The organism is Clostridium sp. CTA-7, from assembly GCF_054768095.1.
Genome location: NZ_BAAAAV010000002.1, coordinates 91,917 through 108,246, shown reverse-complemented (window position 1 = coordinate 108,246; position 16,330 = coordinate 91,917). Strand labels below are relative to the sequence as shown.

Annotated in this window: 19 protein-coding genes; 1 reads left to right on the top strand and 18 read right to left on the bottom strand. The window is 28.1% G+C overall.

Features of this window, described 5'->3' with window-relative positions; translation table 11 throughout:
- Window positions 1-18: 18 nt before the first annotated feature.
- The 4 genes from ACYUEX_RS03535 to ACYUEX_RS03520 form a co-directional block, all read right to left on the bottom strand.
- On the bottom strand, window positions 19-432 hold the full coding sequence (locus ACYUEX_RS03535) for a hypothetical protein (RefSeq protein WP_460286591.1): 414 nt from the start codon (window positions 430-432) through the stop codon (window positions 19-21).
- 36 nt (window positions 433-468) lie between these two features.
- On the bottom strand, window positions 469-1,137 hold the full coding sequence (locus ACYUEX_RS03530) for a hypothetical protein (protein WP_460286590.1): 669 nt from the start codon (window positions 1,135-1,137) through the stop codon (window positions 469-471).
- Window positions 1,138-1,300: 163 nt separating this feature from the next.
- Entirely contained in the window at window positions 1,301-1,516 is a 216-nt protein-coding gene (locus tag ACYUEX_RS03525) for a DUF350 domain-containing protein (protein ID WP_411168919.1), read from the bottom strand.
- Between the two features lie 92 nt (window positions 1,517-1,608).
- The gene (locus ACYUEX_RS03520; RefSeq protein ID WP_460286589.1) at window positions 1,609-2,292 is read right to left on the bottom strand and encodes a helix-hairpin-helix domain-containing protein; all 684 of its coding nucleotides are present in this window, start codon (window positions 2,290-2,292) and stop codon (window positions 1,609-1,611) included.
- A 171-nt stretch (window positions 2,293-2,463) separates the two neighbouring features.
- On the opposite strand from ACYUEX_RS03520, the gene ACYUEX_RS03515 reads away from it, so the two are divergent.
- Window positions 2,464-3,729, top strand: a complete 1,266-nt coding sequence (locus tag ACYUEX_RS03515) for a D-alanyl-D-alanine carboxypeptidase family protein (protein ID WP_460286588.1) — start codon at window positions 2,464-2,466, stop codon at window positions 3,727-3,729.
- An 84-nt stretch (window positions 3,730-3,813) separates the two neighbouring features.
- Here the strand turns inward: ACYUEX_RS03515 and ACYUEX_RS03510 are convergent, their stop codons facing one another.
- The 14 genes from ACYUEX_RS03510 to ACYUEX_RS03445 form a co-directional block, all read right to left on the bottom strand.
- Window positions 3,814-4,710, bottom strand: coding sequence for an RluA family pseudouridine synthase (locus ACYUEX_RS03510; protein ID WP_460286587.1), 897 nt, complete (start codon window positions 4,708-4,710; stop codon window positions 3,814-3,816).
- Window positions 4,711-4,755: 45 nt separating this feature from the next.
- Window positions 4,756-6,105, bottom strand: coding sequence for an LCP family protein (locus ACYUEX_RS03505; protein WP_460286586.1), 1,350 nt, complete (start codon window positions 6,103-6,105; stop codon window positions 4,756-4,758).
- A gap of 48 nt (window positions 6,106-6,153) precedes the next feature.
- Window positions 6,154-6,720 carry a bis(5'-nucleosyl)-tetraphosphatase (symmetrical) YqeK gene (gene yqeK, locus ACYUEX_RS03500; protein ID WP_460286585.1) on the bottom strand — a complete coding sequence of 189 codons (567 nt, stop codon included), beginning with the start codon at window positions 6,718-6,720 and terminating at the stop codon, window positions 6,154-6,156.
- A gap of 34 nt (window positions 6,721-6,754) precedes the next feature.
- Window positions 6,755-7,369 (bottom strand): nicotinate-nucleotide adenylyltransferase, encoded by a 615-nt coding sequence (gene nadD, locus ACYUEX_RS03495; protein WP_460286584.1) that lies wholly within the window; start codon window positions 7,367-7,369, stop codon window positions 6,755-6,757.
- 13 nt (window positions 7,370-7,382) lie between these two features.
- Entirely contained in the window at window positions 7,383-7,679 is a 297-nt protein-coding gene (gene yhbY, locus ACYUEX_RS03490; RefSeq protein ID WP_411168926.1) for a ribosome assembly RNA-binding protein YhbY, read from the bottom strand.
- 11 nt (window positions 7,680-7,690) lie between these two features.
- On the bottom strand, window positions 7,691-8,980 hold the full coding sequence (obgE, locus tag ACYUEX_RS03485; RefSeq protein WP_460286583.1) for a GTPase ObgE: 1,290 nt from the start codon (window positions 8,978-8,980) through the stop codon (window positions 7,691-7,693).
- 233 nt (window positions 8,981-9,213) lie between these two features.
- A complete protein-coding gene (gene rpmA / locus ACYUEX_RS03480) occupies window positions 9,214-9,513 on the bottom strand; it encodes a 50S ribosomal protein L27 (protein WP_008676729.1) in 300 nt (99 codons plus the stop codon).
- A gap of 1 nt (window position 9,514) precedes the next feature.
- The gene (locus ACYUEX_RS03475; RefSeq protein ID WP_322545663.1) at window positions 9,515-9,889 is read right to left on the bottom strand and encodes a ribosomal-processing cysteine protease Prp; all 375 of its coding nucleotides are present in this window, start codon (window positions 9,887-9,889) and stop codon (window positions 9,515-9,517) included.
- A 5-nt stretch (window positions 9,890-9,894) separates the two neighbouring features.
- Window positions 9,895-10,206 (bottom strand): 50S ribosomal protein L21, encoded by a 312-nt coding sequence (rplU, locus tag ACYUEX_RS03470; protein WP_322413093.1) that lies wholly within the window; start codon window positions 10,204-10,206, stop codon window positions 9,895-9,897.
- Between the two features lie 132 nt (window positions 10,207-10,338).
- Complete coding sequence (locus ACYUEX_RS03465) at window positions 10,339-11,787, bottom strand: Rne/Rng family ribonuclease (protein WP_460286582.1); 1,449 nt, start codon at window positions 11,785-11,787, stop codon at window positions 10,339-10,341.
- 13 nt (window positions 11,788-11,800) lie between these two features.
- A complete protein-coding gene (locus ACYUEX_RS03460; protein WP_460287049.1) occupies window positions 11,801-12,502 on the bottom strand; it encodes a TIGR03936 family radical SAM-associated protein in 702 nt (233 codons plus the stop codon).
- Window positions 12,486-14,339: a TIGR03960 family B12-binding radical SAM protein gene (locus ACYUEX_RS03455; protein WP_460286581.1), complete on the bottom strand. Its 1,854-nt coding sequence runs from the start codon at window positions 14,337-14,339 to the stop codon at window positions 12,486-12,488. Before ACYUEX_RS03455 ends, ACYUEX_RS03460 begins: the two co-directional genes overlap by 17 nt.
- Before the next feature lie 155 nt (window positions 14,340-14,494).
- Entirely contained in the window at window positions 14,495-15,343 is an 849-nt protein-coding gene (locus ACYUEX_RS03450) for a site-2 protease family protein (RefSeq protein ID WP_460286580.1), read from the bottom strand.
- 101 nt (window positions 15,344-15,444) lie between these two features.
- Entirely contained in the window at window positions 15,445-15,936 is a 492-nt protein-coding gene (locus ACYUEX_RS03445) for a peptidase M23 (RefSeq protein WP_460286579.1), read from the bottom strand.
- Window positions 15,937-16,330 lie beyond the last annotated feature (394 nt).

The following is a 16,330-nucleotide window of genomic DNA, read 5'->3' as shown; positions in this document are numbered from 1 at the left end:
CTATCTCCTAATTAATGTTTATTTTAACACTAGTTTTCTTCCTATAGTTTTTTTAAGTCCTGTTGACTCACAAATTGGAGCATAAATTATATTAACTATAATATACACTATTAGGAACATTGGTTGTCTTTCAGCAATATAAAATCCTAATAATTTTAGTGTAAAATCAAACACAATTAATAAAACTAATGCTACTGATAAAGATATTATTTGATCTATTATTGTAGCTAAGATTTTTTCTACAAATTTTATATCTTTGATATCTTCCTTAGATTCATCTTTCTGAATTTCTTCTTCATCTACAGCTTCAATTATTTTACCTTCGTTAATAGAATTATCTTCAAAATATTCATTTGAATCTATTTCTTTGTTTACATCATCTTTTTTAGATATATATTCGTTGTTCATTTCTAACCCTTCGTTATCTACCAATTCTATATCCTCCTAAATTATAAATTTAAATATGTATTACTTTTTAAAGTCATATTTTTTAGAATCTAACTTATATAATAAAAAGTCATTTTTTATAGTTATAGTTTCTACTAAACCATTCAAGTTAGTTTCTATTGTTCCCTCTGATTTTTTATTTAAAACTATATCTATTATCTGCTTATTTAAATCAGAGTAATCTCTTTCCTTGTCATTTGTCATCGCTTCTGAAAATGAAGCTATTGAAGTTTCTGCAAAATCAAATTTTTCCTCTGTCTTTATTTGGTTTATATCTAGCTTAAATCCTATTTTTAAATTTAAGCTTCCTTTAGACATATCCGAACCATAAATTTTAAATCCATAATACATACTTTCCATTCTATTTGGCTCTGGATTTAAATTATCCACGTATATATTATTATTATTCACCGTTTCTCCGTTTTCTTCTTTCACCTTTTCCTCTTTAGAGTATTCTAATCCATAAAAGTTAGCTACCTCTTCAACTCTTGTAAATATTTCACTATTTAAAGCTGTTACTTCATCCTTTGTATAATTTTTTGCCCACTCACCTTCTCCTATAAATTGCTTTTCCTCAACTTTAGCTGGTGCTGGTTCTTCTTTTACCTTCTTATCACTTAAACTACTACAAGCCATTAGTGATGTAGTAATTAATCCACAAATTAATATTGTTACTATTTTTTTTATCATAGTAATTCCCCCTAGGATTTTTTCTAATCTTTTGTTTCTATGTTTTCCTAAATTCATTTTATTATAACATTAAAGAACTTATTTTAAAAGTCTCTGTCACATAACTGCCATATAAGTGCCAACGGGCAAAGGATATTTATCCCTTGCCCATTATTTAAACAACTTATTTTACAACTTGTGATACTATTATTGCTATGCCAATTAATGCCCCAGCTAAAAAAATAGCAACCGCTGTATTACCTTTTTCTAACTCTTTATTAAAATCAGCAGGTATTATTGCATCAAAAATCTTATATCCAATTACTAATACTAATATCCCTACTGCTCCAAATAATAAACTTAGGCCTAAATTCATAACAGTATTTAAAAATATGTCCAAAACCCTTCCCCCTTTTAATTTAGAAGTTATATATTTAAATTCTATCATAAATCTGGTTACTATAATATAAAACTTTCCTTAATTTTATTAAATTAATTTGTTATTTTATCTTTTAATTTTTCGAATGTCTTCTCTCCTATGCCCTCTATATTTTTAATTTCTTCTATAGATTTAAACCCTCCATTTTTTTCTCTATATTCAATTATATTTTTTGCCTTTACTTCTCCTACTCCATTTATTTTTTTAAGCTCATCTAAGTTTGCTGTATTTATATTTATTACTCCATTCTCTGATGTACTGCCTGATATATTCGATGTTGTAGCAATGCTTGTATTTTCATTACTATCTTTATTTTCTTTGTTTGGTATTACTACTAATTGATTTGCTTTTAGCTTATCTGCCCTATTAATTTTATCTATACCTGCATCCTTAGTTAACCCTCCTGCTTTATTAATTAGATCTCTAATTATACTTCCTTCACTTAATTCATATACATCTGGGTTAGCAACCTCTCCCTTTATTTCTACTACTATCATCTTATTATTTATTGAGATTTTACTTTCTTCTTTATCTTTTACTGATTTCATTTCTTCCTTATTAATATTAGTGGCTTTATTTTCATTGTTAGTATCCTCTTCATCTACAAATATATTTTTCATATAATCATCTTTAAACACTTTAGATTTATTTTTTCCATATAAAATAGATGATGTTGCTAAAAATAATACGGCTAATATAATTAACGTAACATTACGTTTGTTTACAATTTTTTTCATTATCTTCTCCATAAAATACCTCACTTTTATAATTTTTCATTTTAATTATTAACTTTTTATTAAAATTATACCTAATTTCACTTTAAATATTCATAAGTTATAGAATGACAACCCTTTTTTTGATAAAATATTTTTGTCTATATGCAATAAGTTTATTTTGGGAGATTTGATATGAAAAAATTTATGAGGAAAATATTTCTATCCACTATAGTTGTAACTAATGTTTTTACTACTACAGTAAAAGCTACAGAATTACCTACTGTATATTCTGAAGGTGCAGTTTTAATGGATGGGAAGACAGGTACAGTTATTTATTCAAAAAATGAGCATACTCAATATGAGCCTGCCTCAACAACAAAAGTCATGACTGCATTAATAGTTTTGGAAAATACTAAATTAACAGATAAAGTTACTATTGGTGAAAAACCAACTTTAGTAGATGGAAGTAAAATTGGTATAGCTAAAGGGGAAGTATATACTGTAGAAGAACTTCTGCTTGGTCTTTTATTAGAATCTGGAAACGATTGTGCTGAAGCACTTGCTGAACATGTTGCAGGATCTAATGAAGCATTTGCAAAACTTATGAATGATAAAGCTAAAGAGTTAGGAGCACTGGATACTAATTTTAAAAATCCTAGTGGACTACATGAGGAAGGTCACTTAACTACAGCATATGATTTAGCCCTTATAATGAGAGCAGCTTCACAAAATGAAGATTATGTAAGAATTTCTAGAACAGATTCCCATAAGTATGTTAATCATCCATTTTCTGATGGTAGTGAAAAATGGGCAACTAATAGAAACCAGCTTTTTAATGAATATAGCCCATATTTTTATCAATATGCCTATACTGGTAAAAATGGATATACTCCAGAAGCTAATCATACATATACAGCTTCAGCTTTAAAGGATGGACAATTATTAGTTACTGCATTACTAAATGCAACTGATAAAGATAACTTCTATACTAATATAGGACCATTATTTAATTATGGATTTGATAACTTTGAAACTATAAAGCTTATAAGCAAAAATGATGTGCTTTCTAAATATAAAATTAATGATGACCTCACTATTCCATTAGTTGCTAAGGATGAATTATATTATACTAAATCAAAACTCGAAAAAACTCCTACGTATTCTATAGATTACGCAAATAAAGATATAAGTAAGAAAGATATTTCTAATGGAGATACTCTTTTTAAAGCTAAGGTAAATGTTGATGGAAAAACTGTTTCATCAATTGATCTAGTAAGTGGATGTGATAGAAAATATGATCTTAAGGCAAAAATTACAGAAAGCTTTTCTTCATTATTTAATCAATCAAATATTTCAGTAATATTAGTATCAATAGTTATTTTAATAATTCTTATTCGCTACATTTATCTTTCTATAAAAAGAAGAAATCTAAGAAAAAAAAGACCAAACTTCAGATAAATTATATAAAAAAAGGACTATAGAAGTTTTACTGTATGCAACAGCAAACTATATAAGTCCTTTTTTTATATACAATTATAAAATCTACTTTAAATATTCAATTATTTTTTTTATATCTTCTGGTAGCTTTGCTCTAAGACTTAACTCTTTTTTAGTTCTTGGAGACTTAAAATCTAATCCATATGCATGAAGAGCCTGCCTATTTATTATTTCTCCATCCGCTTCATTACCATATAAAGTATCTCCCCAAATAGGATGCCCTAATGAACTTAAATGAACTCTTATTTGATGAGTTCTACCTGTTTCTAATAAACATTCTACCAAATCTGAATCCTTAAATCTTTCAATAACCTTATAATGAGTTATGCTTCTTTGTCCTCTCTCATCAATAATCCTTCTTATAGTTCCTTCTTCTTCTGGTCTATAAATAGGTAAGTCTATAGTTCCTTCTTGATTTTCCATATGTCCATGTACTACTGCAAGGTATCTTTTTTCAACTTTATTTAAAGTCATTTCTTTGGATAGCTCCATATGAGCATATTGATTTTTAGCTATTATAATAAGTCCTGAAGTATCCATATCTAACCTACTAACTAATCTAACAATACATTTTTGATTACTTTCTTTAAAATAATACATTAATGCATTTGCTAAAGTTCCTGATTGATACCTTTTAGTTGGATGAACTACCATATTAGGGCTTTTATTTACAACTATAATGTCTTCATCTTCATATACAATGTCTATATCTATTTTTTCAGGATCTATATTTTGTGTTTCTTCTTTCGCTAAATCTATTAATACTTTTTCATTTGCCTTCAGCACATAATTCATTTTTACCGCTTTATTATTTACAAATATTCTTTTATCTATTGAAGCCCCTCTTATCAATCTAGAAGATAGGCCTAATTCTTCTTTTAAAAACTCTCTAATTTTTCTACCTTCGTATTCTTTTTCAACAATCTTATTTATAGTACTCATTTTTCCTCCTAGTAAAAAGGTAGAAAACCTTAAGTTTTCTACCTTTTAGTTTCCAAATAAGTTATAATCTTTACCTAATAATATTACAACATCATATTGCTTATGTTCTGCTTTACTTATTTTCTCAAACTTTTCTATATCTATATCACTTTTAAGTAAGTCTTTTAAGTCTTTATTATTGGTTTGTATTATACTTTTGTCTATACTTTCTTCAGTATTTCCTACTTCTATGTTAGTATATCCTAGTGAAAGTAGATGCTCTTTTGCAGTTGATGCTAATCCATCTATTTTAGTCCCATTTAACACTAAAACCTTTAGCTTATTTTTTTCTATTGAAGTTATATTTGGAGCTGATGAAGAACTTTCTGCATTCAATGCATCTATTAACTCTCTATTTAAATTTTTATCAGCAATTAAGAAGGATTCTCCATAAATATATTCTGCTTCTCCTTGAAGAGTTTTCATAATTATATCTTCTGGTTTTAATCTTATAATCTTCATACCAAGAGATACTAAATTCTTAGCTGGAATATTAGTCTCAACATTTTCACTTATAGCTTTTAAGATTTTTGGGGCTTTAAAAATTATACTTGGACTTAAAGCTTTATCTATAACCTTACTAATGAATTGTTGTTGGTTATTAATTCTACCTAAATCACCTTCTTCCCCTCCACTTCCATCATTGTTCTTTCTCCATCTAAAGAACTCTTCTGCTTTTTTGCCATCTAACTGAACAGTTTCTCCAGCTTTAAAGTTTATATGAAGGTTTTGTTCATCATCATCATAGAACATATCTTGTTGTATGTTCATTTCTATTCCACCTAAAGCATCTACTATACTTCTAAACGCATTATAATCTACTTCTACTATATAATTTAAATTTATACCCAATAGATTTTCGACATGTGATTTAACCTCTTCTTCTCCACCTAAAACATATGCAGTATTTATCTTCCAATACCTTCTATATTCACCACTATCTAATTTTGCATCTACTTCAATAAGAATATCCCTTGGTATAGAAACTATATGGACCTTTTTTGTATTAGGATTATAATTTAAAACCATTATAGTATCACTTCTTCTACCTGCTTTGTTTCCTTGATTATCTGCATCTCCTATATCCATACCTAAAATTAAAATATTTACAGGGTCTTTAGATGATGCTGGCGCTATGCCTGTTCCTAAATTATTAGTTTTTAATCCTGATAAAAATGTATAAATATATAAGGCAGTTCCTAATATAAAAGCTAATAGAATTGTTATTATTGCTGTAGCAATTCTTTTTCTTTTTAGCTTCTTTTTTCTAGCTTGTATTTTTTTTCTTTTTATTTGCTCTTCTTTAGAAGGTCTTCTTCTTTCCCTATTTTCCAGATCCTCTCTCCTATTACCCATCCTTTAATTCCTCTCTGATTCTTTTAATAGTTTAAATAGTATTTGGTATTACTTATTTATCAATAAATAATTTCTAGCTTTTACACTATTTATATCAATAGGAAACCCTTTATCTAATAAATATTTAATAGTATGAGTTAACCCTTGAAGAACTCCATTATCTAAATCATTAAAGCTTTCTTGTCTAATTAAATCTACCCCAGGAAAACTTCTACTTGGCTCTATCATATCTGCTATATAAATTATCTTATCCAATTTACTCATATCTTCTTTTCCTGTAGTATGCCATCTCATTGCACTTAGTATTTCTTCATCTTCTATTTTAAAAATTTCTTTTCCTAATATTGGTGAAACAATACTATGCCATAACTCAGGAGTTTTTTCCTCATCATAAGATAACTTTATGTTATTTCTATCTATAATATTCTTTAATTCATATATAGTCATATTCTTAGCTATATCGTGTGTCAAAGCTGATACTTCAGCTTTTTTTTTATCTACCATATTAATTTCTGCTAATTTAACAGCTGTCTCAACTACTCCTAAAACATGATTGTATCTACTTTCTCTTAAGTTCTTCTTAATATAGCTTTTCATTTCATCTATACTAATCATATATATTCTCCTTAAATATCTCTTTCAAACTCATCTATTTTATATAATCACAATAATTATATATATTATTTTCTATAATAAAATCTAAAACATCTTTAGGAATAAAGAAATCAATTCTTTTCCCTTCCTTTATTCTATATCTTATCATAGATGATGAAATCTCTAAGTCCATTATATCTAAAAAGTTAATAGTTGTGCTATATATTTTTTCTATTTTGTCTTTTTGAATTTTTAATAACTCTTTGTTATATCCAGCTCTATTAAATACTACAAGTTTAGAAAACTCTAATATTCTATCTGGATTTTTCCACTTTTCTATATCTATAAGGCAATCTGCACCAGTTATAAAATATATCTCATTATCTTTTGATTTAAGATACTCCAAAGTTTCATAAGTATAACTGTAACCTTCTTTTTTTATTTCATAATCACTTATTTCAAAATCCTCATAATTTTGTATAGCCTTTTCTACCATTTTATACCTTAAGGAAGCCTCTAAAATACCTTCTTTTCTTTTATGAGGTGGACTTCCTACTGGCATAAAAATCACTTTATCTAAATTTAATTGACACTTAGCTTCATATGCTATATAAATATGTGCTAAATGAATAGGGTTAAAGGTTCCTCCTATTATGCCAATTTTTTTCATATAATAAAACTCTTTATTTATTAGGTACTTCTATCTTTGGTTTTTTTGAGGATTTTTTATATAAAACTATTTTGCTTCCTATAGCTTGAATTCCTTCACAGCCAATTTTCTCACATATATAGTTTGATGCTTCTCTTGCTGCTAATCCACTATTTTCAAGCACCTTTATTTTAATAAGTTCTCTTGCTTCTAATGCTTCAGTTAATTGTTTTAAAAAAGCTTCCTCTATACCGTTTTTTCCTAACTGAAATATTGGATCTAAATTATTAGCAAGCCCTCTTAAATAAGCTCTTTGCTTTCCTGTTATCATTATTTTTCCTCCTATAAAATGTATTCAAACTCAAAATCGTTAAGTCTTACCATATCTCCATCTTCTATTCCCATTTCTCTTAGCTTATCAAATACGCCTTTGTTTCTTAATACTTTATGGAAATATCTTAATGAATCTGCATCATGAATATTTACTGAATCTAATAATCTATCTACAAATGATCCGTATACTACATATACTTTATTATTTTCTTCTCCATCTTCTATAGATACATCATATGTAAATCTTCTTTCTTCTTGTACAAATCTTTCTTCATCTGTTATTTCTAATTCCTTTATTGGAATTTCTAAAAGCATTCTTCCAGCTTCTTTAATCACTGCTTCAACATTCGATTTAGTAGCTGCAGACATTTTATAAACTTTATCAAAGCCTAACTCATTTACTTTCTTTTTGAAATCTTCAAAAACTTCTTCATCATAAAGCATATCAGCCTTATTTGCTACAACTATTTGTGGTCTATCCCAAAGCTTAACTGAATACTTCTTAAGTTCTTCATTTATCTTTACGAAATCTTCAAAGGCATCTCTACCTTCTATTCCTGATATATCTACTACATGTACTAGTAATCTGGTTCTTTCAATATGTCTTAAGAAATCTAAACCTAACCCTACACCTTCAGATGCACCTTCAATTATTCCAGGTATATCTGCCATTACAAAAGCATTCATACCTTCTGCTTTTACAACACCTAAATTTGGTTTTAATGTTGTAAAGTGATAGTTTGCTATCTTTGGTTTTGCTGCTGTTACTGTTGAAAGGAAAGTTGATTTTCCTACATTAGGGAATCCTACTAATCCAACATCTGCAAGTAACTTAAGTTCTAAAGTAATCCATCTTTCTTCACCTGGCATCCCTGGCTCTGCAAAGTGTGGAGCTTGCCTTGTTGGTGTACAGAATTTACAGTTTCCCTTTCCACCCTTTCCTCCTCTTGCAATTACAAAAGTATCATCTTTATGTGAAAGGTCTGCTATAATCTTATTAGTTTCAAAATCTCTAATTATTGTTCCCATAGGAACTTTAACTTTAAGATCATCTGCATCTCTACCATAACATTTTGATCCTTCACCTTTTCCACCAACTTCGGCTGTAAACTTCTTCTTATATTTAAAGTCTAAAAGTGTAGTTAAACCTGGATCTACCTCAAATATTACACTTCCACCTTTTCCTCCATCGCCTCCGTCTGGTCCTCCTAGTGGAACATATTTTTCTCTTCTAAATGATACACATCCGTTTCCTCCATTACCGGATTTAACGAATATTTTAGCCTTATCTATAAACATAAAATCACCTATCTTTCTAAAATTATTTATAATAATATAAATACATACTTATTTTATATTATTTCATTATTTTCAATGTTTATTATATCATAATGAAATAAATTTCTAATCCATTAAATAAATGGACAATTGACAGTGTACAATGGGCAAGGATTATTCATTGTCAATTGCCCATTTTCATTCTTACAAAATAAAGCACCCTAAATCAGGGTGCTTTTTTAGAAAAAATAATATTATTCTGCTATTTCTTCAACATTCACTGGGTAAATGCTAACTTTCTTTTTGTCTCTACCCATTCTTTCAAATCTAACGATTCCGTCTTCTTTAGCAAATAGAGTGTCATCTCCACCCTTACCAACATTAGTTCCTGGATGAATCTTTGTTCCTCTTTGTCTAACTAAAATGTTACCAGCTAAAACGAACTCCCCGTCAGCAGCTTTAACTCCTAATCTCTTTGATTCTGAATCTCTACCGTTCTTTGAGCTACCTACCCCTTTTTTGTGGGCAAATAATTGAAGGTTCATTATTAACATACTATTGCACCTCCTCTTTCAACAATCTTATATATTCACTGTATTTGTCATTTCCAAAACTTAATTTAAGAGATTGTATCAAGCTTTCTATACTTTTTTCAAATGTTAAAAGTAAAACTTGGCACTTCTCTATATCCTCGTTACTAAGATCTGATAAATTAATATGTAAAAATCCATCATTTATATCATACTTAACTTTAAGCTTTAATACTTCTTCAATTCCTATTAAGGAACTTTGAGATAGTACTGAAACAGAATTGCAAATTAAATCATATGCATCTCCTGATTTCTCTCTTTCAACTCTTGATAAAGCATGACCTTTTATCTTAAAACCAAGGCGTAAATCATCTTTTTTTAAAATTCTTATCTTAATCATAATAATTAAGCTTCGATTTTCTCAATTACTAATTTAGTGTATGGTTGTCTGTGTCCAGTCTTCTTTCTGTAGTCCTTCTTTGCCTTATACTTGAATACTGTGATCTTCTTAGCTTTGCCTTGAGCAACAACTTTAGCAACAACCTTAGCACCTTCTACAACTGGTGTACCAACTTTTAAAGCTTCACCGTTTGAAACAGCTAATACTTCTGTTAATTCAACTGTTGAGTCAACTTCAGCGTCAAGTTTTTCAACGAATATTACGTCTCCTTCTTGAACTCTGTATTGTTTTCCTCCTGTAGATAATACTGCGTACATTAAAAACACCTCCTCTTATTACGGTCTCGCCAACCGAGGTACAAAGCTCTAAACTTTGTTTAAATAAAAACCTCTTATGTGCGGTTTAACATTTGATATTGTATCATACTATTACATAGATTGTAAAGAAGTTTATTCATATTTTTCATAGCCATTTACTTTGAAATCTTTTATATTTTCTTTTTGACTATTAAATATTAAAGGCTCTATTTTATAACCTTCGATTCCATCTATAAAATTCATATAAATTTCCTTATTTAATGAATTGGTATTAGTTAAAAACGAAAAGATATCTCCTCTTACCATTTCCTCGTAATTTCTATCTAACTCTATATAAAATGAGTTAATTGAGTTTTCTTCTTCACATTTAATAATTTCATTTCTTATTAACTTTTCTATATAAGATAACTTTAGAACATAGCCTTCTTTATTGCATCTTTTACAGCCTTCTTCTAAATATTCGTATATTGACTTTCCTCTTCTTTTTCTTGCTATTTGAACAATATCTAATTCTGTAAGTGGAAAAATTTTTATATTTCCTTTATCTTTCTTTAAAGATTCTTTTAAAGCATCCATAACTAATGCTTTTTGAGAGAAATCTCTCATATCTATAAAGTCTATAACTATTATTCCAGCAAGATTTCTAAGCCTAATTTGTCTTCCTATTTCTCTTGCTGCTTCTATATTTGTTTCTAATATAGTCTTATCAAAACTTCTACCTTTAATATTTTTAGATGAGTTTACATCTATTACATACATAGCTTCTGTTTTGTCAATTACTATATTTCCTCCACAATTTAAAGCTATCTTTTTGTGTCTTAACTTTAAAATTTCTTTTTCTATTCCATAATAATCAAATAAGCTTCTATTATTATTAAATTTTTCTATAATTATTTTATCATTATATTCTAATAAAGTTTTAACTTCATTTAAGTCTTCTTCATGGTTTATTATTATTTTACTTTCAGTACTTATATTTTCTCTTATTACTTTATTTAAAATTATATTTTCTCCGTAAACTTTTCCTAGCTTCAAGCTGTATTTTAACTTCTTTGTAATTAATTTAATTTCTTCTAAAAGGTTCAATTTTTCTTCTAATAAATCCTCATAACTTGCATGTACTGCTTCTGTTCTTATGGTTATCCCATATCCATCTATATCATTAATAACCTTCTTGATTCTTTCTTTTTCTTCTATGCTATTTATTCTTTTAGAAAAATTTATTCCAGATTCACCTAATGTAAGTACCATAAATCTTCCTGGAATACTTATATTCTTACTTACTTTGGCACCTTTATTATTTATAGGCTCTTTTATTACTTCAACAAGTAACTCATCACCCTTTTTTATTCCCTCACTTTTTATTTCATTACTAAAATACATATAAGCTTCTTTGTCTAAGCCAATATCTATAAAAATAGAGTTAATAGCTGGAACTATATTCTTAACTCTTCCTTTATATATTTCACCAAACTTAGGACCTGATGAGTGCTCTTCTACAAAGCACTCACTTAAAACCCCATTATCTTTTATAGCAATTCTTAAAAGCGGTTCATCTCTTTCAATGAAAATCTCTCTCATAAGATACACTTCCCTAAATACATTTATATATTGGCATATACTTATTATTATCTAGAACATACATTTCTTCTCTTTTTATATCTACAAAAGCATCTTCTATTATTTCAGAAATATTACTTTTTATATATTCTGCTAATAAATCTGGAGATAGATGTTCCCTACTTCCTGATGATATTACTACATTTAAAATTAATTCATTATTACTTATCCAATGTTTCATATCTTTTATCATAGTCTTTAGATTTACTTCTCTTTCGCCTTTTTTACTCTTCTTTATAGTATTCCATTCAGACTTATTAATAAGTTCATCCATTTTACTTTCAACTTTATTAGAATCTGAGCAAAGCATTTTTATGGTAAATCTAGCTGCATCAACTAAAGCCATAGTTTGGGGTAATTTCTTTTCTCCCTCTTTATTTATTACTTTAATTGCAGTTAAAAACTTAATTCCTGCAGCCGTCTTAGTATTTAACATATCTATTATTTCTTTTTCTTCTAACTCTTCTACTAAAACTATATCCATATATTCAGCGTCAGAATAAACTCCAACAGATAAAGGTTGTGCTATAGATAACGCCATATGGGGATTAAACCCCTTTGAATACTCCATTGGAAGATTAGCTCTTCTTATTACTCTTTGTATTGTTCTCATTAAGTCTAAATGAGATATAAATTTAATACTAGATTCCTTAGTAAATTTAATTACATAACGCACCTTCAAAACACTTCCCTTCTTTAAAGTTTACATTTACTCCACAACCTGTGCATCCTTTTCTACAGTTTTGTGTAAGCTCTGCTCTTTTTGCTTTTTCATTTTCTATCTCTAGATATTTTCTATTTACTCCAATATCTATAAAGTCCCATGGAAGTATTTCATCATAATTTCTATCTCTATATACATAGAAATCTTCATCTATATTGCATTCTTGCATTGCTTCCATCCATATATCATACTTAAAGTGCTCTGACCAACCATCAAACTTAGCACCCTTTTCAAAAGCCTTAATTAAAAGGTCACAAGTTCTTCTATCCCCTCTTGCAAAAACAGCTTCCATAAATGAAGTCTTTTGCTCATGATAGTTATAATGTATCGCTCTTGATTTTATTGCACCTTTTACTGCATCTATTTTATTCCAAACTTCATCTGGTCTAGCCATAGGAGCCCATTGGAATGGAGTAAATGGTTTTGGAACTAATATTGATGTACTTACATTAATCTTTAATCCTTTTTGTCTTTTTTCCTTTGGAATTCCATAATAAACATTTGCCATCTTTTCTGCAAGCTGACCTATTCCAGCTGCATCCTCTACTTCCTCATAAGGAAGCCCTAATATGAAATATAGCTTTATAGTACTCCAACCTGATTCAAAAGCACTTTTAGTTGCTTCTAGTATTCTCTCTTCTGTAAGTCCTTTATTTATAATATCCCTCATTCTTTGAGATCCAGCTTCTGGTGCAAAAGTTAATCCTGTTTTTCTAACCTTTTGTATTTCTTTTATTAAATCAACAGAAAAAGCATCTACTCTTATAGATGGAAGAGCTACCCCTATATTTTTAGCACTATGTTCTAAAATTAAATTGCTTACAAGATTCTGTATATCTGAATGATCACAAATACTTAATGATGCTAATGACACTTCTTGATATCCAGTTGCATCTATCATTTTTCTTGCTTGATCTAATAATGTATCAGTAGTTTTTTCTCTAACAGGTCTGTAAATCATACCAGCTTGACAGAATCTACATCCATTTGTACATCCTCTTGAAGTTTCTAAAACGACTCTATCATGTACTATTTCAGAGTATGGAACTATCATATCTAGTGGAAAATCTACTTTATCAAAATTATTAATTATTCTCTTTTTAATTTTAGCTGGAACATCATCATACTTAGGCTTAAATTCTTTTATTGTTCCATCACCGTTGTATGTAACATCATATAATGAAGGAACATATATGCCTTCTATCTTTGATATTTCTCTTAAAAATTCCTTTTTGCTTCTTTTACCCTTATATTTCTTGTAAACATCAAGAACATCATTCATCATTTCTTCGCCTTCTCCAATTTCGAAGAAATCTACTATATCATATAAAGGCTCTGGATTGTATGCACAAGGGCCTCCAGCCATAATTATTGATTCATCCTCTCCTCTTTCAGAAGCTCTTATTGTAATACCGGCCATATCTAGCATATTTAATATATTTGTATAACTCATTTCATATTGAAGCGTAAATCCTATCATATCAAACTCTGAAATAGGATCTTTAGTTTCTAATGTCATTAAAGGTATTTCATTTTTTCTAAGCTCTGCTTCCATATCTGGCCATGGTGCAAATACTCTTTCACAATACGTGTCTTTTCTTTCATTTATAGTATGATAAAGAATTCTCGTTCCTAAATGAGACATTCCTACTTCATATACATCAGGAAAACAAAATGCAAATCTTATATCAACATCTTTTGGGTTCTTAACTACTTGGTTTAATTCACCGCCAACATATCTTGATGGCTTTTCAACCTTATGTAAAATATGGTCTGTAATTTTCTTCATAATCTTTCCTCCTAAAAGTGAGAATTATCCATTAAAAAAGAAGTATATCTCTATACTTCCTTTATATCTTTTCTATTCTAGCATATATGCATCTAAAAAGTAAATCTATTACTCATTATATAAAGTTAATAAATCAATTCTATTAAATATATCAACTATTTCTTCTCTATATACTCTTCTAAAGTCATATTTCCATAAACCTTTAAAGCATCAATTAACTCATCTTCATTTAATATATAGATAAGTTTCATATCATCATCTAAAATATAAAATGTATTAAATTTGTTTCTATCAACTAAAGCTAATACATTAACGAGCCCCTGCTTGCAATATACTGATATGGATTTATTTTCTATATACTTGTTTTTTAAAAGTTTATTTCTTTTTTTAACTACGTTTCCCATAGTTATATACATTGTAGTGTGCTCTTCTATTCTAGTAATATAAACTATGATTATTGCACCTATAATCATACTAATATTTAGACTATGTAGAAATATATAAATAATCGTTGATATAATAATAAATAAGCTAGCTATTGAATAACTAATTATGCTAATTATTTTTTGTGCTTTCTTAAATAATATCTTTTTTGAAAGAAGTATTTCAAGTATTCTAGATCCATCTAGTGGGTATGCAGGCAATAAATTAAATATTGCTAAACCTATGTTTAAATTCATACTAGTTTCTATAAAATTAGAAGGATATTTAATACCTATAATGTAAAATAAAATTGAAATAAATATATTTAGCAATGCTCCTGCTAAATACACTAGCAATTTTTCTTTATCCTTTAAACTATCTATATCTGAAAGTTCTGCCCTTATCCCAAAAACATGGAATTCTATATTATAAAATTTACATCCAAATTTTAATGCAACTAATATATGTGCTAGTTCATGTAAAAATACCCAAATGAGTGCAAATATAAACATACTATTATAACTACATACTAATATTATTAACACTATTTCTGCAAATATTTTTCTAGTTTCTCTTTTCATTTATATCTCCCTAAAAATTGCTGTGTTCCTCTATTAATCACCTTCTATTTATAATATATTTTAATTATTAGACTAATTTATTGAGTTTCTATTCTTACATGTTAAGATTCTTCAACTGTTTTTTCTCCATCTTCCTTAAAGCTTGGAACTCCACTATCTAGTTTTTTAATTTCACTCATAACATCAGTGTATTTTTCTTCTATAACATCAACTACCTCTTTGTAGTTAATCCCCATCTTATCCATACTAAGCAATAAGCTCTCATATTTAAAATTTGTACTAATTGTAGTTTTACACATACTATAAAGCCTCTCTGCACTGCTATTAGGTATAGTTTTTAAAATAAAAACTAATAAAAACAATAAAAAAGTGCATATCAGTCTAATTATAAATTTATCTATATATCCCATGTTACCTTTTTTAGTATTTAATCCATAGCTCCCTCTTTGATAAGTAAAATTTTGTACATTTCTAACACTTGGATATATATCTTGTCTAGCGCTAATAGCTTTATTAGACTTACTTGTCTTGCTCTTAACTTTTTTTCTTATTCCTTCGTAGTATTCTTTATACTCTTCTCTGTACACCCCCATACACTTCACTCCTAACTCTTAATATTGTATTTATATTTTGGATACCGCCTATTTATGCTATCCTAATTTAAAATTTAGAATTTAAAATATAAGTAATAATTAAGATAAGATGTATTATTAAAATAAAAAAGTGGACATATATAAGTTTACTTATTCCGTTGCTCCGCTCCAAGTCAACGCAAAACTTACATATGTCCACTTCCAAACTGAAAGCAAAGAAAGTATTAAATAAATATACTTTTCTAAATCCAATTGTTAAAAGCCTTATATATTAACATTTTCAAAACTCTAAACTTTTATAACTTCCTAGCCACTAAAAAGAGAGCTATAAAAATTTTAAACTTAAAACTTTAAAGTGCTTTTTCTTCTACTCCAAATTCTAATTCTTAGCAAC